The following is a 20,835-nucleotide window of genomic DNA, read 5'->3' on the forward strand; positions in this document are numbered from 1 at the left end:
TTATTGGCTCAGCGGCTGGAGGCGCACAGCGGCCTCGAGGTCGGCCAGTTGTGCCGTGTCGGTGATACCAAAGCCGACCTGCCCGACTGCCTGCGCAGCAATCGCGGTGGCCTGCGCAAGGGTGCGCTCGGCGGGCCAGCCTTCCAGCAGGCCGTGGAGAATGCCGGCCAGCAGCGAGTCACCGGCGCCGACGGTGCTGACGACCCGAACCTTGGGCGGATGGGCGTGCCATGCCGCGTTCGGCGAGAACCAGCTCACCCCATCGGCACCCTGGGAAACCACCACATGTTCGATGCCTTCGGCTTGCAGACGTCGCGCTTCGGCGGTCAGCTCCGACGACTTGCTCAGCGCGATGCCACGGGCCTCGCCCAGCTCCTCTTCGTTGGGTTTGATCAGCCAGGGCGAGGCCGACAGGCCTTCACGCAGGGCGTCGCCACTGGTGTCCAGCGCCACCCGCACGCCGAGCGCTTTGAGCGTGTTGAGCAGCTGGACGAACCACTGGCTGGCGATGCCGCGAGGCAAGCTGCCAGCGACCACCACCAGGTCATGGACAGGCGCCAGGCGCTCCAGGCGGGCCAGCAGCTCGGCGCAGTGCGCCTCGCTCACCATCAGCCCCGGTCCGTTGATGTCGGTGACCTGCCCACCCGCTTCGGCCAGTTTGATGTTGCTACGGGTATCACCCGGCACGCGGACAAATTCGTCGGCAAAGCCCCGTGCGGCGAACAGCTGCTCGAAGGCTTGCGGGTTGCCTTCGCCGAGAAAGCCGGTGACGGTCAGTTGATGACCGAGATCAGCCAGCACCTGCGCCACGTTGAGGCCCTTGCCTGCAGCATGCACCTGCAGGCTGTCGCTGCGATTGACCTCGCCCAGGCGCAGCGACGGCAGCTGCACCGTCAGGTCGAGGGCCGGATTAAGCGTGACAGTGAGGACGCGGGCCATCAGCAGTGCTCCCCAACGAAGGCGCGAACTTCATGTGCACCGGGCAACATCAGCGCTTGCTTGGCCAGTTGCTGGCAGGCGGCAAAATCCAGCTCGCGCACCCGCGCCTTCACAAGCGCAATACTGCGCGCCGACACGCTGAGTTCATCCACACCCAAGCCCACCAGCATTGGCACCGCCAGCGCATCAGCAGCCAGCTCGCCGCAGACGCCGACCCACTTGCCATGGGCGTGAGCGGCCTCGACGGTCATGCCGATCAGGCGCAACACGGCCGGGTGCAAGCCGTCGGCCTGCCCCGAAAGCGTCGGGTGCCCACGGTCGATGGCCAGGGTGTACTGAGTGAGGTCATTGGTGCCGATGCTGAAGAAATCGACCTCCTGCGCCAGCACCGGCGCGATCAGCGCAGCGGAGGGGATCTCGATCATGATGCCGACCTGCAGGTCGGCCACTGGCAGCTCCTGACGCAGGCGATCGACCATGGCCTTGGCGCTGCGCCATTCGTCAATGTTGCCGACCATGGGGAACATGATCCGCAGCGGACGGCCCTCGGCCGAGGCGAGCAAGGCGCGTAGCTGGGTTTCGAGAATGTCCGGACGCTGCAGGCTCAGGCGAATGCCGCGCACGCCGAGGAAGGGGTTTTCTTCGGCCGGCATCGGCCAGTACGGCAGCGGTTTGTCGCCGCCGACATCCAGGGTTCGCACCACCAGCGGACGGCCTTCGAGGGCTTCCAGCACGCGGCGGTACTCGGCCTCCTGGGTGGCCTGATCCGGCGCCTGGGCATGGTTCATGAACACCAGTTCAGTACGCAGCAGGCCGATGCCCTCGGCCCCCATCGCCACCGCTTCAGGCGTCTCGCCCGCTGCGCCGATGTTGGCGGCGATTTCCACCGGATGGCCGTCTCGGGTGATGGCCGGCTCCAGGCGTCGCTCATTTGCCAGGCGCTTGCGCTCCTCGCGGGTAGCGCGCTCGCTACGGGCCTGTTCCAGCTGCGCGTCGGTCGGCGCGACCAGCAGCTCGCCGCGCTCGCCATCGAGCAACAACAAGGTGTTGGGTGCCAGCCCGAGCACACCCGGCCCGGCGCCGACAATGGCGGGAATACCCAGCGCGCGGGCGATGATCGCGCTGTGGGAGGTGGCGCCGCCGCCAGCGGTGAGGATGCCAGCGACGCGCTGGGCATTGAGCGTGGCGACGTCCGAGGGCGCTACCTCGTCCATCACCAAAATGTAGGGTTCGTCCGGCGCCTGCTCGGCTTCGACACCGGTCAGACAGGCCAGCACGCGGCGACCCACATCACGCAGGTCCGCAGCACGCTCGGCCAGCAGCTTGTCGTGCAGGGCTTCCTGCTGCTGCGCTGCGCTGTCGATTTCCTCCATCCAGGCTGCTTCGGCGCTCAAGCCCTTCTGCAAGCGCACCTGGACTTCTTCGCGTAGCGCCGGGTCTTTTAGCATGGCCTGGTGAGTGGTGAAGATGTCGCGGATGCTGGCGACCTGGCTTTCCTCGATCAGCGCGCCGATTTCCGCATGAACCTTGTCCAGCGCGGCATCCAGCCGCTGTAGTTCAGCTGCCGGCGACTCGCCGCGTTTGGGGTAATCAATCACCTGCGGTTTGCGCACCAGCACCGGACCGATGGCAATGCCCGGCGACGCGGCGATGCCGTTCACCTGCTCACCGGCGCGCAGCGCGGCCTGCTCGATGGCTGACGCTGCAGGCCCCTCGGTGATCTCGAGGGGCTCGCTCGCGTTCCCCGCCACCGGTAGCGGTTCGATCTCTTCGCCCAAGCCTTCCTCCACGGCGCGCACCAGCGCCGGCAGCGCATCGCCGGCAATGCCGGGCTCGGCCATGAATTCCAGAACCTGACCGCGCTGCGCGCCCATCGCCAACAGTTTGCTCAGGCTCTTGACCGACACGCCGGCGTTTTCGCTGCCAGCCTGACGGACGCGAATCTCTCCCTCGAAGGACTGGGCAATTTCGGTGAGCACCTTGGCCGGGCGCGCGTGCAGACCATGGGCGTTGGCCAGCGGCACCTGCGCGCTTGGCCAGTCGGCGGGCACCTCGCCGCCCAGAGCTTCGAGCACCGTGCGGCTGGAAGTCGCCTGACTCAGCTCCTGCCCGCGGCCTTCGATCAGCAGGTTGCACAGCCGCTCGAGCATGGCCTGATGCGCCTCACCCATGCTGGCCAACACGAACAGCCCATTGAGCGGCTGGCCCTGATGCTCGAGATTCGAGACTGGCGTGACGAAAGCGAGGCCAGGACGCTGCACCGACTGCTCGCTGCTGAGCCACCACAGGCCATCCCCCAGCGGCAGCGACTGGCCGAGCGGCAGACTGGCATTGAAGCCAGGCTCCACGCATTGCGCCCGCTTGAGCAGCTTGACGCCCTGCCAGGCCAGCTCATCGAAGTCATCGGCGACGACGCCCAGCCCGACCAGCTCGCCATCGAGCGCCAGTGCCTGCGGCGCACCCTGCAGCAGATCAATGATCGCCTCGGGGCTCTGCGCCTTTTGCAGCGCCTCGCTCAGATCGCCTTCGCCCAGCGCTCGGGTCAACAGCTGCAGCAACCGCAGATGCTCATCCGACCGCGCGGCAATGCCGATGGCGAGGTACACCTGCTGACCGTTTCCCCAATCCACACCGGCGGGAAAGTGCAGCAGCCGCACACCGGTGGTGAACACCTGATCGCGGGTCTCCGGCGTGCCGTGGGGAATCGCGATGCCCTGACCGAGAAAGGTCGAGCCCTGCGCTTCGCGCGCGCGCAAACCGTCGAGGTAACCGGGCGCCACCAGCCCGTCGGCGACCAGCACCTCGCCCAGCAGAGCCAGCGCCGCGGGCTTATCTGCTGCGGCTTGATGCATGTGGATGTGCTGTGCATTCAACTCAAGCATGGGAGAACTCCTGCGGGGCTCGCGATTGTTGTGGCCGACGGCTGCGCCGGCATTGCCCGAATCCTGGGCTGGCGCTTCAGACCGAAAGACTGCTGAAACGTTTCACCTAAGGCTGGCACATTACGCAATATTGGGTAATTCTAGAAGCCCGATTTCATACCACCCGTCTCAGGACCCTCTGTTTGAAACTGACCGACATCGCCCGCCTTGCTAACGTTTCGGTAACCACGGCCAGCTACGTGCTCAACGGCAAGGCCGCTCAGCGGCGGATCAGCGCGGCCACGGTCGAACGGGTGATGGCCGTGGCTGAACAGCAGGGTTTTCAGCTCGACCAGCAGGCTGCCGGCTTGCGCCGAGGACAGTCGCGCACGCTGGGCTTCGTTGTTCCGGATCTGGAGAACCCCAGTTATGCACGCCTGGCCAAGCTGCTGGAGCAGCGGGCGCGGCAGCGCGGCTACCAGCTGCTGATCGCCGGAACCGATGACGAGCCAGACACCGAGCGTCAGGTCATTCAGCTGCTGCGCTCGCGCCGCTGCGATGCCTTGATCGTCGCCAGCTGCCTGCCAGAGGACGACGCCAGCTATCAAAAACTGCTCGCTGCAGGCCTACCGGTAATCGCCCTCGACCGGGCGCTGGATGCGGAGCATTTCTGTTCGGTGGTCAGCGCCGACTGCGAGGCGGCGGTGCAATTGACCCGCTCGCTGCACCTCCCGTCCACCGCCCACATCGCATTGATCAGTGCACGGCCAGCCCTGCGGATCAGCCAGCAGCGCGAGGAAGGTTTCCATCGCGCCTTGGCTAATCATTCTGGTCAGGTCAGCGTGCTGCGGGCCGAGCAGTTCAGCCGTGCCTGCGGGCGGCAACAGATGCTGACCCTGCTCGATAAAGGGCCGCTACCTGACGCCCTGATCACCACCGCATACGTGTTGCTCGAAGGCGTCTTCGATGCGCTGCGCGAGCGTGATCTGCTGTGGCCGGACAATCTGCAACTGGCCACTTTTGGCGATGCGCAATTGCTGGATTTCCTGCCAATCAAGGTCAACGCGATCTCCCAGCAGCATGAGCAGATCGCCGAACAAGCGTTGAGCCACGCGATTCGCGCCATCGAGCAGAACGACTATCGCCCCGGCGTTATCGCCATCGAACGGGTCCTGAAACAGCGCCGTCATTGACGCCCCTTGCGGGCGCCGACGCGCTGGCGGAAGCTTGTCGCCTTTCAACGAGCCGCCCTAGCCCAGATGAACATCGAACAGATCACCCAACGCCTGCACGCGATCCGCGATCAGAACGAGTGGCAGCGTTATCACAGCCCGAAAAACCTTGCGATGGCCGCCAGTGTGGAAATGGCCGAGCTGGTGGAAATCTTCCAGTGGCAAACTGAAGACGAGTCGCGCCAGCTGCCAAGCGACAAACTCGCGCATGCCGGCCAGGAGGTTGGCGACATCCTCATGTACCTGCTGCTGATGTGCAGCGAGCTGGGCATCGACATGGAGCAGGCCTTGCTGGCCAAGCTCGCCGACAACGAGCGGCGGTTCGCCCGATGAGCGACCGGCATTTCGATGAGCTGGCGACGCGCTTCGCCGAGAAAATCTACGGCGGCGCCAAGGGCGCAATCCGCCTCGCCGTGCTGCAGGCGGATCTCACCGAGGTACTGCCAGAGCGGCCTTTGCGCGTTCTGGACATTGGCGCCGGGCTTGGTCACATGAGCCTGTGGCTGGCGCAGCAGGGCCATCAGGTGACGCTGGCCGAACCCGCCGAACCCATGCTCGAAGGCGCTCGCAAGCAGTTCGCCGAAGCAGGCCAGACCGGTACGTTTATTCAGGCGCCCTGGCAGGATGTGGAAAGCCACGTCGAAGGTCGTTTCGATCTGGTCATCTGCCATGCGGTGCTGGAATGGCTGGCCGAACCGCAAGCGATCCTGCCGGTGCTGCACCGCCTGATCGCCGAAGACGGCTGGCTGTCGCTGGCCTTCTACAACCGCGATGCGCTGATCTATCGCAATTTGCTCAAGGGCCATTTCAAGAAGTTGCGCACCCAGACCTATGCCGGCGAGCGTCAGAGCCTGACCCCGCAACAGCCGCTCGACCCGCGCGAACTGGCGGCGCAACTCGCACCGCACTGGCAGGTCGAATCAACCAGTGGCGTGCGCGTATTCCATGACTACATGCCCGCCGATTTCCAGGCTCGCACCGAGGCTGCCGACCTGATCGAGATGGAGCTGGCCTACCGCCGCCATCCGACCTTCGCCGGCCTTGGGCGTTACCTGCACTGGTTGTGTCGGCCGCTCTGAGCCGACCGGGAGGTCCCGATGTCGATCCGCCCTGCGCTGCCCCTGTTTTACTCGCTGCTTGGATTGAGCCTCGCGGCGTGCCAGGGCAGCAACCCGTACACCAACGACTCTGCGCCGATTCCACCGGCTCCGCCCATCGAACGCATCCAGTCGCCCACCTACCCAGCGGCGCCGCAGGACTTTTCCAGCTACCAGAACTGGAGTTGGCGCAACCCTCCGGCGGGTACGGCTTCGCTGGGTGCCGAGGAGCTGCAGGAAATGATCTCCGGCGCGCTCGATCAACGCGGCTTGCGCCCGGCACCAGCCGGCGCCAAGGGCGATGTGCAGATCAGCGCCAGCGCACAGATGGAGACGCGCGTGCGGCAGGTCTACGATGACTATGGCCCCCGAGTAGGCGTCGGTGCAGGGCGATATGGTGGTTACGGCCCGGGGTATAACACCGGCTACGGCATTGGCGGCAGCACCCCGGTGGTGCGCAACTATGAAGAAGAAGTGGTCACGGTGCGCATCGAGATGATCGACAGCGGCTCTGGCCAGACCGTCTGGAGCAATCGTGCCGAGGCCCGCAGTGGCGGAGATCAGGCCGAACGCAAGGACGCCGCGCGAGAAGCCGTGAACCGGGCGCTCGCCGATTATCCGCCGCGCTGAGATTGCGTAATTTGCCTAAGGAGAACCGAGATGCTCCGTTCACTGCTGATGCTGCCCCTGCTGCTGGTGCTGGCCGCCTGCCAGAGCACCCAGGTGCAACGCGACTTCGACCCGCAGCGCGACTTTTCCGCCTACCGTACCTGGAGCTGGAAAGAGCCGGCCCTGCAGTACCGGCCCGATGATCCGCGCATCAATAGCGACCTGACCGAACAGCGCATTCGCAGCGCCGTCAGCGAACAGCTGGATCAGCGCGGCCTACGCCAGCCAGCGTCAGGCGCGCAACCGGATCTGTTGGTGCAGGCCTGGTTTCTCGTCGATGAGCGCAGCCAGCAATACACCACCTCGTCGATCGGCGCCTGGGGCGGCCCCTGGCACGGTTACTGGGGTGGCCCAATGATCGCCGACACCCGCACCATCCACTATCAGGTCGGCACCTTGCAGCTGGATTTGTATGACGCTGACGACGGCAAGCTGGTTTGGCGCGGCAGCGCAGAACAGGTCCTGCGCGACAACCCCGGCAGCCCTCAGGAGCGGGCGGGGATGTTCCGCGAAACCGTCAACAAGGTTCTCTCACAATACCCGCCGCGCTAGCATTGTCGGCTGGCTTCCATTCAACCCGCCGTCATGGCGGGTTTTTATTTCGTTTTCGGAGACATTCGCATGCCTGTCGCAGCCTGGTGGCTTCTCGTAATGCCATTGATTGCCGGGGCTTTCCTGCCCCTACAAGCCGGCATCAACGGACAGGTCGCCAAGCACTTCGGCAGCGTCATGGGCGCGGCAATGCTCTCCTTTGCGGTGGGCACCGCGGCGCTGCTCTGTGTCGTGTTGTTCCAGCGAGACATGCCGGGCATCCAGGCGTTACGCGGGCTTAATTGGTATCACTGGTGCGCCGGCCTGCTGGGCATGTTCTTTATTGCCACCGCCGCCTTTGCCGGGCCGCGCATCGGTGCGCTGCTGTTCATGGCACTGGTGCTGGCCGGGCAGCTGGGCATGGCGCTGATGCTGGATCATTTCGGCTGGGCCGGCTTTCGCCAGTCGTCAATCAGCCTGGGCAAGCTAGGCGGGTTGGTGCTGATTTTCGCAGGCGTCTGGATGATCCGCCGCGGCTGAGCGCGGCGGTCGAGCTATTTGCGCTCGAAGGCGTAGAACAGGTTGGGCTCGCTGACCAGATACAGGTCGCCACGGTCGTCAAAGGTCATGCCTTCAGCCTGAGGAACGCTGTTATCGAGACCGGCGAAGCCGCTCCACAGTGAGCGGAAGCTGACCAGCTCGCCCTCACTGTCGAGTTCGAGCATCATCTTGGCTTCGTCGCTGAGCAGCACCAGGTGGCCGGTGCGCTCGTCGTAGTGAACCGAGGCGAGATCGCTGGCCATGTCTTTGTCTTCGATCCAGGCTTCGCGGTCGATGACGTTTAGATTCAGCTGCCCGTTGAAGCTGGCCTTGATGCCCTGGATCTCGTATAGCTTGCGCGGCGAATGTTCCTTCACTACAAACAGTCGATCACCGGCACGGTCGTAGCCCAGTCCCTCGAAGCCCGCGTTATCCGACGCGCCCATCGACAGCGACACAGCCGCGTAATCCTCCCGCACCAGCTCACCAGGACGCGTCGGCACCGGCAGGATCACAATCGACTGGCTGCGTTCCTCGGCAACCGCCAGCAGGTTGTCACCCAGGTAGGTGACCGCTTCGACATCGATGAAGCCCTTGAGCGGATAACGGGCAATGAATTCGCCATTGAGGTCGAGCGCGATCAGCTCTTCCGGGTTGTTCACCACGGCCCAGAGTTGGTTGCGCTGCTCATCGAAGGTCAGCCCGGAAAGGTTGTTGCCGACGGTCGCAACCGGCTTTGCCTCGACGCGCACCTGATACTCGGGCAACCAGAGGCTGCGCGCCTGATGAGTCTCTGCATGCCAGGCTGACTGCAGCGCATAGAACACACGCTCATCGAGATGAAAGGTGGCAGCCGTGTGCAGCAGCCCGGCGGCCAACATTCCCAATGCCCAGACCTGCGGGCGAACCTCGGACAACCAACGCGGGCGGGTACTGGTAGCAGCTGGCATCGTCTTTCTCTCGTGGGGCGCTAGCGAGATAGCCTGATCAGGAAGGGTTGCAATTGCATGACGGCGCGCATTACAGCGACGATCAGCCTGCTACTGACCCACCACCGCGGCTGCGGTTCAATCTCAACACCGGGAACTGCCAGCCGGATTGGCAGCCCAAGGGACCAGGGAACGGCTGCGCTTGCGGCCGCGGATCGTCACGCAGGAGTGCAGCATGCAGGTGGAAAGCTTTTTCGAATGGTTGGGCCAGGCGCTCGGCACCGTGATTCGTTACATCGTCGATGCGCTCAGTGGATTTTTCGGACTGTTCGCCGATGCTGGCGCCAACTTTCTCGAGGGCCTGTCGCGCACCCTTGGCATGGACCGCTCACTGATCAGCCTTATTGCACTGGCTATCGGCCTGATGCTGCTGGTCGGAGCCTTTCGCGCGTTTTTCCGCCGCTCGATTATCGCTGGGGTGATCTATCTGTTTCTCGGGCTCTGGCTGTTGAGCTGGTTGATTCACTGAGCCACTCGTAGCGCCCAGCATCATCGGCAACGGGGCCGAACAGGTTCCAGCCCCATCACTCGGCTGCGCTCCGGACCCTCGCGACGTATCATGCTCGGCTGTTCTGGAGCCCTTCATGTTATTGACCGCCTGGCGGCACGCCCCCACCCATAAACGGGTCTGGGCGCTGGCTGCGCCGATGATTCTGTCCAACCTCTCGGTGCCGCTGGTGGCACTGGTCGACAGCGCCGTCATCGGCCACCTGCCGCATGCGCATCAGCTGGCGTCGGTCGCCGTCGGCGGCAGCCTCTATACGCTGCTGGTATGGGTCATGGGCTTTCTGCGCATGGGCACCACCGGCTTCGCCGCCCAGGCCGCCGGGCGCGAGGATGGCGGCGCGCTGCGCCAGGTGTTGCTGCAAGGGTTACTGCTGGCGCTGGGCTTCGCCCTGCTGTTGAGTTTGGTCGCCCTGCCACTCAAAGGCTACGCACTGCAGCTGATGCAGCCCTCGGCAGAGCTGGACAGCCTGACCCAGGCCTATTTCCACACCCGCCTGTTCGGCCTGCCGGCAGCCCTGGCGAGCCTGGCACTGATCGGCTGGTTTCTCGGCACCCAGAATGCCCGCGCACCGCTTGCCATCCTGCTGACGACGAACCTGATCAACGTCGCGCTGGACCTGTGGTTCGTCATCGGGCTGGAGTGGGGCGTGGCCGGTGCGGCACGCGCCTCGGTCATTGCCGAATGGGGCGGTGTGCTGGTCGGTCTCGCGCTGACCCGAGGTGCACTGTTGCGGTACGCCGGACATCTCGACCGTCGCGCGCTGCGCCTGTGGGCCAGCTGGCGCCCACTGATGTCAGTCAATCGGGACATCTTCCTGCGTTCGCTGGCGCTGCAGCTGGTGTTCTTCCTCGTCACCGTACAGGGGACGCGGCTGGGCGATGCGACGGTGGCGGCCAATGCCTTGCTGCTGAACGGTTTGATGCTCACGGCGCACGCACTGGACGGCTTGGCCCATGCAATCGAAGCGCTCAGTGGCCATGCCATCGGCGCCCAGAGCCGCACCGAGCTGCGTCGGATCCTGACCGTTGCCGGCGGCTGGTCGCTGCTGGCGAGCCTGGCCTTCGGCCTGTTCTTCCTGCTGGGCGGCGAGCTGTTCATCAGCCTGCAGACCGACATCCCCTCGGTACGCGAGACCGCCACGACCTATCTGCCCTATCTCGCCGCGCTGCCCCTGGTTGCGGTCTGGAGCTATCTGCTCGATGGCTTGTTCATCGGCGCCACCCGCGCGCGGGAAATGCGAAACGCCATGCTGCTAGCCGTCCTGATTTCGTTACCATTGGGCTGGCTGCTGCGTGGCATGGGCAATCACGGATTGTGGTTGGCCTTCCTCGCCTTCATGCTCCTGCGGGGTCTGTGCCTGGGGAGCATCGCCAGACGCCTGCAACGCCAAGGGCAATGGTTCGCTTCGACCCATGCGGCGCCAGCTGTGAACGCCGCAGCGCAACAACCCTAACCAAAGGACCTTCAGAAAATGGCCTATGCCGTCGCCGCCTACCTGCACTTTGTGGCGATCTTCCTGCTGTTCTCCCTGCTGGTGCTCGAGCACCAGCTGTTCCGCCTGCCGCTGAACTTCAAGCGCGCCCGCAGCCTGTTTCGCGTGGATCTGGCCTTCGGTATCGCGGCAGGCCTGGTGCTGCTGACCGGCGCCGCAAGGGCGATGCGCTATGGCAAGGGGCTGGACTACTACCTCAATAACAGCTTCTTTCACGCCAAGATCGGCTTGTTTGTCGCTGTCGCGCTGCTGTCGATCTACCCCACCGTAACCTTTCTCAAGTGGCGTCCGGCACTGAAGGCCGGCCAGGTCCCGTCGATCACGCCTTCGGCTGCGCGCTGGGTGAAAACGGTAATCCGCATCGAGCTGCTTGCCCTGCTGCTGATCCCTCTGCTGGCGACGTTTATGGCGCGCGGGCTTGGCGTGATTCCGCAGTAGGCCCGCCATCTTCTGGCCGCTCGGTCAATTCCTGCCTGCGAGGCTGATCTGAGCGTCCGCGTTGGAACAGCGGCGAAATTCTTCGAAAACGATTCCAGACATCGACTGTCGACTCAAGACCGCGGCGCAGCAGTTCATAAGCCCGCATCACCCGACGGAGCCGAGCCGATGACCGAACGCCTGAGCATAACGCCCCTCCCTTTCAATCCCGATTTCGAGCAGGTGCCGGACGATGAGTCCGAGACCATTTCCGGTCTGATCCAGGCGATGCGCGAGATCGCCGAGACGACCTTTGCTGACGGTGGCCATGCCATTCGCAGCGTGCATGCCAAGAGCCACGGTCTGTTACAGGGCGAAATCGAGGTGCTGCCCGACCTGCCGCCGGAACTGGCCCAGGGTGCTTTCGCCAAACCAGGAAAGATGCCGGTGGTGATGCGCTACTCGACCAACCCAGGCGACATTCTTGATGACAAGGTTTCGACCCCGCGCGGGCTGGCGATCAAGCTCATCGGCGTCGAGGGCGAACGCCTGCCCAACAGCGACGCCGAGGTCACCCAGGATTTCGTCATGGTCAACGCGCCGGCCTTCATGGTGCCGACGCCCAAGGACTTCCTCAAGTCAGTGAAGCTGATCGCCAAGACCACCGACCGCGCGCCCCGCGCCAAGCAAGCGCTGTCTGCTGCCCTGCGCGGTGCCGAGAGCCTGGTGAAAAAAGCCGGCGGGGAAAGCGCAACGCTCAAAGGCATGGGCGGTCACCCCACCACCAACCTGCTTGGCGAGACCTACTACACCGTGGTCCCGGTGCTCTATGGTCGCTATTTCGCCAAGCTTTCGCTGGTCCCGGTGTCCCCGGAGCTGAAAGCCTTGACCGACCAGAACGTCGACCTGAAGGACAAGCCGAACGGCTTGCGCGAAGCGATCAACGACCATTTCGCGAAACACGGTGGCACCTGGGAGCTGCGCGTTCAGCTGGCCACTGACATTGAGAAGATGCCCCTCGAGGACGCCAGCGTGGTCTGGCCAGAAGACGCCAGCCCTTACGTCACCGTTGCGCGAGTCGAGGTGAAGCCGCAATCAGCCTGGAGCGATGCCCGCGCGGCAGTAGTAGATGATCAGATGTCCTTCAGCCCTTGGCACGGCCTCGCGGCACATCGCCCACTCGGCGGCATCATGCGTTCGCGCAAGCCAGCCTACGAGATGTCATCGGAGTTTCGCGCACGTCACAACGGCTGCCCGATGCATGAGCCCAAATCGCTGGATCAGCTGCCGAGCTGATTGACCCAGCGTTGAAACGACCACGCCCCGCCAGCGTTGCCGGGGCGTGTTCACATCAGGGCCAAAGTTTCTGGCGTTCGCCTGAGTGATGAATCTCACTGCCGTGAACTTGGCCGCTCAACCGCGAGGTAGCGCCGGCCTGCTGCCACCGACTCGCCAGTCAACCCTGCCCTGGCTCCCGGCTGCATCTGGCGCTATGGTCGGCACACCTCCATCCAGGGACGAATCATGGCCGCCAAACCCAGCAACACCCGTCAGCAGATTCATCTTGCCGTACTCATCGACGCCGACAATGCCCCCGCCGCCATCGTCGAGGGGTTGTTCGAGGAGATTGCGAAATATGGCGTCGCCAGCGTCAAGCGCATCTATGGCGACTGGACCAAGCCCAACCTGGGAAGCTGGAAAAAGGTCCTGCTCGACTACTCGATCCAGCCCATTCAGCAATTTGCCTACACCTCAGGCAAGAACGCCACTGACAGCTCGCTGATCATCGATGCGATGGACTTGCTGTACACACGTCGCTTCGACGGATTCTGCCTGGTGTCCAGCGACAGCGATTTCACCCGCCTGGCCGCTCGCCTGCGCGAGGAAGGTCTGACGGTGTATGGCTTTGGCGAACAGAAGACGCCCTCGCCCTTCGTTTCCGCCTGCGACAAGTTCGTCTACACCGAAATCCTTCGCGCCGACGCACCCAAGTCCTCTCAGGAGCCGCCGGGCAACGGCGACAAGACACCTGCTCCGGTGTCTGCAGAGAAGAGCGACGACGACGCCAAGAGCAGCGAAAAGAGCAGCCAGGTCAAAGCGCAGAAGGCTCCGGTGGAGTTCATCGCCAAAGTGCTGAGCGACATTGCCGATGATGAAGATGACTGGGTGCAGCTCGGCGAACTCGGTTCCAACATCAGCAAGCTCCGCCCCGCCTTTGACCCACGCCTGTACGGCTTCAAGAAACTCAGTGACCTGATCAAATCGCATCCCAAGCGCTTCGAACTGGAGGCAAGAGGGACCACCTCGACCGGCGGAAAGGCGCTGTATGCCCGAAATCTCAAGTCGAACAAGTAGCCTCGACTGAGAGAGGCCTGGCATCGCGCAACCAAATCGGCGTGCGGCACCGAACCCTCACCCATCGAACCCTTCTAAGCAAGCATCGACTTCAAGGAGGTTTCCATGACCAAGGCACTGCTCACTACCCTAGGTTTAGCCCTTTGCGCCCCTGTTGCGTTTGCCCAGACACCCAAGCCCGAGGTGATAACTCACCTCAACGGGATGGATATCGAGGTCAGCGCCATGGGCGTGCCGACCTCGACCACCGAGGCGGGCGGTGAGCTGGTGGGGATTCGGGCGGTCAAGGTGATGAACAACACGGGCGACACCGTGACCTGCGAATTTCATGTGCCGGACGATGCGCGGGCGGATACCTCCGCCCCGCCCGTTTTCACCGTGAGCCCGAACACCCAGCGCGTTGAGCGGGTGCCGGGCGAATACTCCCCCGACCAGCCCTTTGCCGAACTGACCTGCCGCGGCGCCGCGCAAAGCATCGGCACGCCAACGGTCGAACAGACCAGCGAGCCGGAAGCCCAGCCGGCTGCCGGCACCCCGCTCGAAACCGAGGCTTCACCAACGCCCGCCAGCGAAACGCCAGCCGACTCGACGCGGTCTCGCGAAGGGGCGAGCCGCGATCGTTGATCCGGATCGGTCGGATGATGCGCCCGAAAACTACGGGCGCATCGGCTGCCACACAGTGCCCGTGAGTCTCCGCTTCAGGCGGACGGCAACCAGAGACTATGGCGTTGCTAGCGCCGCTCTTCGCGGATGAAGGGAATACCCAGCGCGCCCGGCTGATTGCCGCTGACCTGCTTGCCGCTGGCCACCCAGATCATCACCGCCAGGGTTACGGCGTAGGGCGTCATCAGCACGAAGTACTGCGGCAGGCGCACGCCAGCGGCAGCCAGCTGCGGGATTAGCGCCTCGATGCAGCCGAACAGCAACGCACCGGCCAGCGCCTTCCACGGCGACCAACGCGCGAAGATCACCAGCGCCACGGCGATCCAGCCACGGCCACCGGTCATGTCGGCAATCCACAGTTTGGTACTGAGCACCGAGATATAGCCCCCCGCGAGGCCGATCAGCGCGGAGCCGGCGAGAATCGCCGCCAGCCGGTAGCCCATTACGGAAATGCCCGCCGCATCCGCCGCCTGTGGGTTCTCCCCGACCGCGCGCATCCGCAGCCCTGTCGTGCTGCGTGCGAGAAAGGCGACCACCGCGAGCACGATCAGGGGCGTCATGAACACCAGCGGGTTCTGCACGAAGACTTTGCCCATGAGCGGCAACTCCGACAGCGGCCACAGCTCGACCGCGTCCAACCCCTTCACCGGCTTGTTGGTCCAGTCCAGCAGCGTGCCGAGCAGCCCGGTCAGCCCCTGGCAGAAGAACACCAGTGCCAATCCGGCGATCACCTGGTTGATCCGCAGCACCAGCACCATCAGTGCGAACAGCAACGACACCACCGCGGCTGCAACCATGGCCAGGAAAAGGGAGATGCCCGGCGTGCCGTAGGTCAGCTGCGCGCCGATACCGGCCAACGCGCCGACCAGCATCAGCCCTTCGGCCCCCAGCGACAGCACCCCGGCACGCTCGGTGAGAATCAGCCCCAGCGCCGCGAGGGCGAAAGGCACGGCGAAGTCCGGTGTGTTCCCAAGCCAGTTGGCGATCATGTCCATCAGCTTTCGCCTCCCTGAACGCGGCGGATACGGTGGCGGATAAAGAAATCCGAGGAGGCGACGCAGATCACCAGGATTGCCTGGATCAGCTGCACCATGGAAAAGGGGATCTGGTAGAACACCTGCAAGCTGCGCCCGGCAACGAAGAGCATCGCCATCAGCAATGCCACCACCAGCGCGGCCAGCGGATTGTTGCGCGCGAGAAAGGCAATCAGGATGCCGGAGAAGCCGTAGCCCTGGTAGAACGACTGGGTCAGCCGTCCTTCCTGCCCCGCCGTGACCATAAACCCGGCGATACCCGCCATGGCGCCAGAGATCAGCACCGTGCCGATGATCATCTTCTGCACCGGCACCCCGACTGCCCCCGCCACCCGCGGATTGGCATCGACGAAGCGCAGGTACAACCCAGCGCGGGAAATGCCGAGAAACCACAGCGCCAGCAACGCGACGACCACCGCCAGCGGCACCGCGGCACTGATGCCCTCGAACAGTTCGGGCAAGCGCTCGAACGGCTGAAACTGCGGCGAATAAGGAAACGAACTCTTCGGGTCCTTCCAGCTGCCGTAGAGCAGGTGCAGCAGGAAGTTGATCGCCAGGTAGTTGAGCATCAGCGTCGAGATAATCTCGTTGACCTTCAGCCGCAGCTTGAGCAGCACCGGCGCCAGCGCCCAGAGCAGCCCACAAAAGATCGCCGCTGCCAGCATCAGCGGCAGACGCAGCGTTTGCGGGCCGACCTCGAACAGCGAGATCGCGGTGGCACCAATGGCGCCCCATATCATCTGGCCTTCCAGGCCCAGGTTCCAGAATTTGGCGCGAAACGCCATGCACCCGGCCAGGCCGACGAGAATCATCGGCGAGGCCTGGAACAACACGGCCTTCAGGCTCTGCGCGTCGAACACCGTGAGGATGACGAATTCGTTGAGCAGCTCGCCGGCCGGCACCCCGGCGGCGACCAGAATCGCGGCGGAAATGCCCAAGCCGAGCAACAGCGCGGCCGCGATGATCAGCGCCTGCCAACGCCAGGCCAGCTGCTGACGGATCTCCAAGGCGTAGCGACGCGCCAGCAACGGCTGTTTTGCACGCTTCGCCACTGAGGCGGCCTGCTCCAGCATCATCGGGCGTACCTGTTCATTCATGGTTTGCCCCTTCAGTTGTCAACTCTGCTTGGCCCTGTTCGTCGTGACTCACCATGGCCCGGCCGATTGCCTGCCGGTCAGCCGGGCGGTCGAATTCGGCCACCATGCGCCCGCCACTCATCACGCCGATGCGGTCGGCCAGGGCCAGCACTTCGTCGAGGTCTTCACTGATCACCAGCACAGCCGCGCCGGCGTCGCGAGCGGCACGCAGCCGGCCGTGCACCGCAGCAGTGGCGCGCACGTCCAACCCGCGGCTGGGGCTGTGCACCAGCACCAGTTGCGGGTCGCGGGAAAATTCGCGGGCAATCACCAGCTTCTGCGCGTTGCCCCCGGAGAGCAGCGCAGCTTTCTGTTTCAGCGAACGCACGCCCTGCACATCGAACCCGGCCACCGCCTCGGCGGCCTCTGCTTCCAGGCGCTTGCGCCGCAGATTGAAGAAAGAACCGTAGCGCCCGTTGTGAACCTGCCCGACGCCGAAGTTCTCGGCCACCGACAGCTCGCCAGCCAGCGCCGTGCCGTAGCGGTCAGCCGGGATTGCGGCGATGCGCAGCTGGCGCCGCTGTTCCGGGCTGGCCCGGCGCAAGTCGCCGAAGCCCGCCAAGTCCAGCGTGCCCTGGCAGGCCTCCGGCAACCCCATCAGCACGTTGGCCAGTTCGCTCTGGCCGTTACCACCGACACCGGCAACGCCATAGATCTCGCCGGCACGCAGGCTCAGCGTCACGCCATTTAGCGCGCCGTGTTCGCCTGTCCCGGTCGAACGCAGATCGCGTACCTGCAGCCGCACTTCACCCGGCGTCGCCGGCTGATACTCGCTGGCCGGCGCGGAATCACCCACGGTCAGGCGCACCAGTTCGGGCACCGAGACCGTCTGTGGGTCGAGGGTTTGAATCGTCCGTCCGCCGCGCATCACGGTGACGCGGTCGGCAAAGCGTTTCACATCGCTCATCTTGTGGGTGACCAGGATCACCGCCGCGCCCTGGCGGGCAAAAGCACGCACCGTTTCCAGCAGGCGCTCGGCTTCCCCATCGGTCAGCACCGCTGTTGGCTCGTCGAGAATCAGGATCCGCGCCCCCGCCAGCAGTACCTTGAGAATTTCCACCCGCTGTTGCTCGGCCACGGACAGTGACTCGGTGACCTGCTGCGGGTCGATGGTGAAACCCAGCTCTGCTGCCTTGTCGCTGATCCGCTGCTCCAATGCGGCCAAGCGCTGCCGATGGCTGCCCGCGAAAGCGTGGTTACCCGGCCCTTCGGGCAGGGCCAGCTGAATGTTCTCGGCCACGGTAAAAGGCTTCACCAGCTTGAAATGCTGATGAACCATGCCGATGTGGTAGCGGCTCGCATCGCGCGGGCCGCTGAGCCGCACCGCGTTGTCATTGATCAACAGCGATCCGCTTTCCGGTGCGTACAAGCCAGCGGCGATGTTCATCAGCGAGGATTTACCTGCGCCGTTCTCGCCAAGCAGCGCGTGCACTTCGCCCCACTTGGCGGTGAAGTCTGCCTGGGACAGGGCCATGAAGCCGTCGAACGACTTGCTCACCCCGGTCAGCTGGATCGCGTTGAGGTTGCTCATTGCTGGGTGATCACTCCCTTGACGAACCAGTCCATCTGCCACAGCGCAGGGTCGGCCATGACCTCGCCGGCGGCGATGCGCTCGGTGCCGTCACGGTCGACCATGGGCACGGCATAGATCTTCTTCTCGCCTTTGAGCAGCTCTTCGCGGGCGGCCATGATCTTCGCCTTATCCGCTTCGGAAACCGCCGGGCCGCAGCAGGCCGCGTCGGTGCCGCCCTCGGCCATGGACAACAGCGCGCCGTTCTCCGGTGGCGTCCAGTTGCCCGCACTGATCTTTTTCAGCTCCGGTGCAAGGAACTTGTCCCACACCCAGACTGATGAGCAGACGGTGGCGTCCGGGGCGAACTCGCGCATGTCTCGGTGGTGGCCGGTGCCGTGCACGCCGCGCTCCTGGGCGACGATCTGCGGCGTCGGGCTATCGACGTGTTGGCCGAGCACATCAGCGCCGGCGTCGATCAACGCCATGGCGGCGGCGCGTTCCTTGACCGGATCGTTCCACGCGCCGGTATAGACCACGGTGACAGTGGCCTCCGGGTTGATCTGCTGGGCGCCGAGGGCAAACGCATTGACCGTCCAGTTCACCTGGCCGAAGGGATTGGCCGCAACAAAGCCGAGCTTGCCGGTCTTCGACGCCGCGCCCGCCGCCATGCCGCACAGGTACTGGCTTTCGTAGGTACGGCCGTAGAAGGATTCGAGATTGCCGCTGTTGGTGGTGCCCGAGCCGTTGAGGAACGCCACGTCAGGGTATTTTTCGGCCAGCTCTTTGAAGGTGTCCGAGTAGCCGAAGGCGGTGCCGATGATGACGTTGGCGCCGCGCTGGATGAGGCGGTCCACGGCCGGGCGGATCGAAGAGGCGTTCTCCGGCACGCTTTCGACGTACTGGATCTTGGTATCCAGCTCGGTTTCGAGCTTCTGCCGCGCCTCATCAAAGGCCTGGGTCCAGCCGCCGTCATTGCGCGGGCTGATGTAGAGCATGGCGATCTTCGCCGGTTTATCGAGGGTCAGCCCCTCACTTTCCTGCGCCGAGGCGACGCCAACAGTCGTCGCCAGCCCGAGAGCCACCGCCGCACACAAGGTCCGTTTCATCTGATTGAGCATTCTTGGTCTTCCTGAGGTTGGCACGTCAAAGCATGTGGTTGATGCGAAACACGTTGTTTTCCGGGTCCAGCAGCACCGCCTGATACCAGTGGTAATAGGTCTCGTAGGGTGCCTTGATCAGCGTCGCGCCCATGGCGACGGCAACGGGCACCAGGCGATCGACCTCGTCTTTCGAGTCGACGTCGATGTTCAGCAGGAATTTGCAGCCGCGCGTGTCGGCGTACTCATCCAGATGCAGCAGTTCGTAGGCGTCCGGCGCGTTGAAGCCTATGCAGCTCTTGCCGGTATCCAGCCCGCGAAAGATCGGTGAGGCGATCTCGGGAATGTTCCGGAAGCCGAACAGCTCGAGGTAGAAGCCGCTCAGGGCTTCGATGTCGCGGGCGAAAACGTTGACGTAGGACAGCGTGCTCATGCGACCTCCAGGCCTTTGCCGAAGGTGGTCTGCTTGACGAACTTGGAGAGCAGGTTGTCGCCGGAGGTGACCGGCGCGTGGCGCGGCGAATTGGCCGCGCTGCAGCAGCCCGGCAGGCACTCGATCAGCGCGTCGTAGTTGGGCTGATGGAAGAACACCAGCGACTGGCGACCGTTGTCGACGGGGCTGTCGGCTGGCGGGTTGACGACCCGGTGCAGCGTGGAAATCCACTGGTCGTTGGTCCACTGCATCATCAGGTCGCCGATGTTCACGGCAAAGCCGCCTTCCACGTAGGGCACATCGACCCATTCGCCCTGGCGATTGCGCGCCTGCAGACCGCCGAGGGCATTGTCCGGCTTGACGATGGTCAGGCTGCCGTAATCGGTGTGGGCGCTGGCGCGCAATTGCCCGGGCTCCACCGCGCCCTTGACGTCCGGGTAGCTGAGGCTGCGGAACATGCTGATGTGCTTGTCGATCTTGTCGTCGAAGAAGGTTTCCGGCAGCTCCAGCGCCAGGGCGAAGATGCGCATCAGCGACTGCGACAGCTCACTCATGGCAGCGAAGTATTCTCGATAGGTCTGCTCGAAGCCTTCGATGCCGGTGGGCCAGACGTTCGGCGCGAAATGCGGGCCGGCTGCGGCGCAACGGTAGTAGTCCTCATCCGGCACATCGCTAGGCCCGATGGAAAAGGATTCCTTGAGATCGCCGGGCGCCGCCTCCTCCATCGAATACGACAGACTCTCTTCGGCGATGGCGCTATAGCCGCGCACCATTTCCGGGCTGGGCCGGTCGACCTTACGCTTTTCCGGCAACGGCAAGGCGAAGAACTGCCGCGTCAGCCGCGACACGCGCTCAATCAGTTCTGTGGGGATCTGATGGTTGGTGATGACCAGAAATCCAATGTCGCGGCAGGCCTGGTCGACGGCCCTGGCTACCTGGGCCTTGCCCTCCGGGGTACCGGAAAAGTACGGCGCCAGGTCGATGATGGGAACGTATTGCAGAGTCATGGATGACGCACTCCTCTGTCGCAAGGCTGAACCTGAGCGCGTCGCCAGTGGCGCAGGCGCTTCTCTGTTTGCACGCCGCCGTCCGCTTGCACGCTAGGACGACAGGAGAGGACAGAGCAGAAAGCGTGCCACCGATTCAATTGGATTAGAGATCAATGACTTAACTGCCCAGCGATGCAAAAGCGGATCAAATGGTCCGCTTCGGAGCACTTGGTTTGTGCGTCAAGCACGAAAAGCGGGCGCTCACCACAAGCAGGTTGCGGCCGTCACAACGCATCCGGCTGTCGACCTAGTAGTCACGACTTATTGATAATAGTTATCA

General features: G+C 64.1%; 20 protein-coding genes and 1 pseudogene. 12 read left to right on the forward strand and 9 right to left on the reverse strand.

Features of this window, described 5'->3' with window-relative positions; all coding sequences use genetic code 11:
* Both pfkB and ptsP read right to left on the reverse strand, forming a co-directional pair.
* Positions 1-939, reverse strand: coding sequence for a 1-phosphofructokinase (pfkB, locus tag CXK96_RS13185; protein ID WP_102836909.1), 939 nt, complete (start codon positions 937-939; stop codon positions 1-3).
* The gene (gene ptsP, locus CXK96_RS13190; RefSeq protein ID WP_102836910.1) at positions 939-3,821 is read right to left on the reverse strand and encodes a phosphoenolpyruvate--protein phosphotransferase; all 2,883 of its coding nucleotides are present in this window, start codon (positions 3,819-3,821) and stop codon (positions 939-941) included. The genes pfkB and ptsP overlap by 1 nt, the downstream gene beginning before the upstream one ends.
* A gap of 182 nt (positions 3,822-4,003) precedes the next feature.
* Here ptsP and cra point away from each other — a divergent pair, with 182 nt between their 5' ends.
* From cra to CXK96_RS13220, 6 genes are all read left to right on the forward strand, one after another.
* A complete protein-coding gene (gene cra / locus CXK96_RS13195; RefSeq protein WP_102836911.1) occupies positions 4,004-4,993 on the forward strand; it encodes a catabolite repressor/activator in 990 nt (329 codons plus the stop codon).
* Positions 4,994-5,059: 66 nt separating this feature from the next.
* Positions 5,060-5,365 carry a nucleotide pyrophosphohydrolase gene (locus CXK96_RS13200; RefSeq protein ID WP_102836912.1) on the forward strand — a complete coding sequence of 102 codons (306 nt, stop codon included), beginning with the start codon at positions 5,060-5,062 and terminating at the stop codon, positions 5,363-5,365.
* A complete protein-coding gene (locus CXK96_RS13205) occupies positions 5,362-6,111 on the forward strand; it encodes a methyltransferase domain-containing protein (protein WP_102836913.1) in 750 nt (249 codons plus the stop codon). The genes CXK96_RS13200 and CXK96_RS13205 overlap by 4 nt, the downstream gene beginning before the upstream one ends.
* 18 nt (positions 6,112-6,129) lie before the next feature.
* Positions 6,130-6,759 (forward strand): DUF4136 domain-containing protein, encoded by a 630-nt coding sequence (locus tag CXK96_RS13210; protein ID WP_102836914.1) that lies wholly within the window; start codon positions 6,130-6,132, stop codon positions 6,757-6,759.
* A 30-nt stretch (positions 6,760-6,789) separates the two neighbouring features.
* Entirely contained in the window at positions 6,790-7,350 is a 561-nt protein-coding gene (locus CXK96_RS13215) for a DUF4136 domain-containing protein (RefSeq protein WP_102836915.1), read from the forward strand.
* 69 nt (positions 7,351-7,419) lie between these two features.
* Entirely contained in the window at positions 7,420-7,869 is a 450-nt protein-coding gene (locus tag CXK96_RS13220) for a DMT family transporter (protein ID WP_102836916.1), read from the forward strand.
* A gap of 14 nt (positions 7,870-7,883) precedes the next feature.
* Here the strand turns inward: CXK96_RS13220 and CXK96_RS13225 are convergent, their stop codons facing one another.
* Positions 7,884-8,819, reverse strand: a complete 936-nt coding sequence (locus CXK96_RS13225) for an SdiA-regulated domain-containing protein (protein ID WP_102836917.1) — start codon at positions 8,817-8,819, stop codon at positions 7,884-7,886.
* 214 nt (positions 8,820-9,033) lie between these two features.
* On the opposite strand from CXK96_RS13225, the gene CXK96_RS13230 reads away from it, so the two are divergent.
* From CXK96_RS13230 to CXK96_RS13255, 6 genes and pseudogenes are all read left to right on the forward strand, one after another.
* Positions 9,034-9,327, forward strand: coding sequence for a hypothetical protein (locus CXK96_RS13230; RefSeq protein ID WP_045424622.1), 294 nt, complete (start codon positions 9,034-9,036; stop codon positions 9,325-9,327).
* Between the two features lie 115 nt (positions 9,328-9,442).
* Positions 9,443-10,819 (forward strand): MATE family efflux transporter, encoded by a 1,377-nt coding sequence (locus tag CXK96_RS13235; protein WP_102836918.1) that lies wholly within the window; start codon positions 9,443-9,445, stop codon positions 10,817-10,819.
* A gap of 18 nt (positions 10,820-10,837) precedes the next feature.
* Positions 10,838-11,296 carry a DUF2214 family protein gene (locus tag CXK96_RS13240; RefSeq protein WP_102836919.1) on the forward strand — a complete coding sequence of 153 codons (459 nt, stop codon included), beginning with the start codon at positions 10,838-10,840 and terminating at the stop codon, positions 11,294-11,296.
* Between the two features lie 168 nt (positions 11,297-11,464).
* Positions 11,465-12,571, forward strand: coding sequence for a catalase family protein (locus CXK96_RS13245; RefSeq protein WP_102836920.1), 1,107 nt, complete (start codon positions 11,465-11,467; stop codon positions 12,569-12,571).
* A gap of 228 nt (positions 12,572-12,799) precedes the next feature.
* Positions 12,800-13,630 (forward strand): NYN domain-containing protein, encoded by an 831-nt coding sequence (locus CXK96_RS13250; RefSeq protein ID WP_102836921.1) that lies wholly within the window; start codon positions 12,800-12,802, stop codon positions 13,628-13,630.
* 105 nt (positions 13,631-13,735) lie between these two features.
* Positions 13,736-14,104 (forward strand): annotated as a pseudogene (locus CXK96_RS13255) (hypothetical protein); the annotation flags it as partial.
* A gap of 257 nt (positions 14,105-14,361) precedes the next feature.
* On the opposite strand, the gene CXK96_RS13260 reads toward CXK96_RS13255, so the two are convergent.
* The 6 genes from CXK96_RS13260 to CXK96_RS13285 are packed head-to-tail and all read right to left on the reverse strand — an operon-like array spanning position 14,362 to position 20,513.
* A complete protein-coding gene (locus CXK96_RS13260) occupies positions 14,362-15,288 on the reverse strand; it encodes an ABC transporter permease (protein ID WP_102836923.1) in 927 nt (308 codons plus the stop codon).
* Positions 15,288-16,424, reverse strand: coding sequence for an ABC transporter permease (locus tag CXK96_RS13265; protein ID WP_102836924.1), 1,137 nt, complete (start codon positions 16,422-16,424; stop codon positions 15,288-15,290). Before CXK96_RS13265 ends, CXK96_RS13260 begins: the two co-directional genes overlap by 1 nt.
* Entirely contained in the window at positions 16,417-17,994 is a 1,578-nt protein-coding gene (locus CXK96_RS13270) for an ABC transporter ATP-binding protein (protein WP_102836925.1), read from the reverse strand. The genes CXK96_RS13265 and CXK96_RS13270 overlap by 8 nt, the downstream gene beginning before the upstream one ends.
* Positions 17,991-19,094 carry a BMP family ABC transporter substrate-binding protein gene (locus CXK96_RS13275; RefSeq protein WP_102836926.1) on the reverse strand — a complete coding sequence of 368 codons (1,104 nt, stop codon included), beginning with the start codon at positions 19,092-19,094 and terminating at the stop codon, positions 17,991-17,993. Before CXK96_RS13275 ends, CXK96_RS13270 begins: the two co-directional genes overlap by 4 nt.
* 25 nt (positions 19,095-19,119) lie before the next feature.
* Positions 19,120-19,506 (reverse strand): VOC family protein, encoded by a 387-nt coding sequence (locus tag CXK96_RS13280; protein ID WP_102836927.1) that lies wholly within the window; start codon positions 19,504-19,506, stop codon positions 19,120-19,122.
* Positions 19,503-20,513, reverse strand: a complete 1,011-nt coding sequence (locus tag CXK96_RS13285; RefSeq protein WP_102836928.1) for an isopenicillin N synthase family dioxygenase — start codon at positions 20,511-20,513, stop codon at positions 19,503-19,505. The genes CXK96_RS13280 and CXK96_RS13285 overlap by 4 nt, the downstream gene beginning before the upstream one ends.
* Between the last annotated feature and the right edge of the window lie 322 nt (positions 20,514-20,835).

Origin of the sequence: Stutzerimonas stutzeri (assembly GCF_002890895.1) — a bacterium.
Classification (GTDB): Bacteria; Pseudomonadota; Gammaproteobacteria; order Pseudomonadales; family Pseudomonadaceae; genus Stutzerimonas; species Stutzerimonas stutzeri_AB.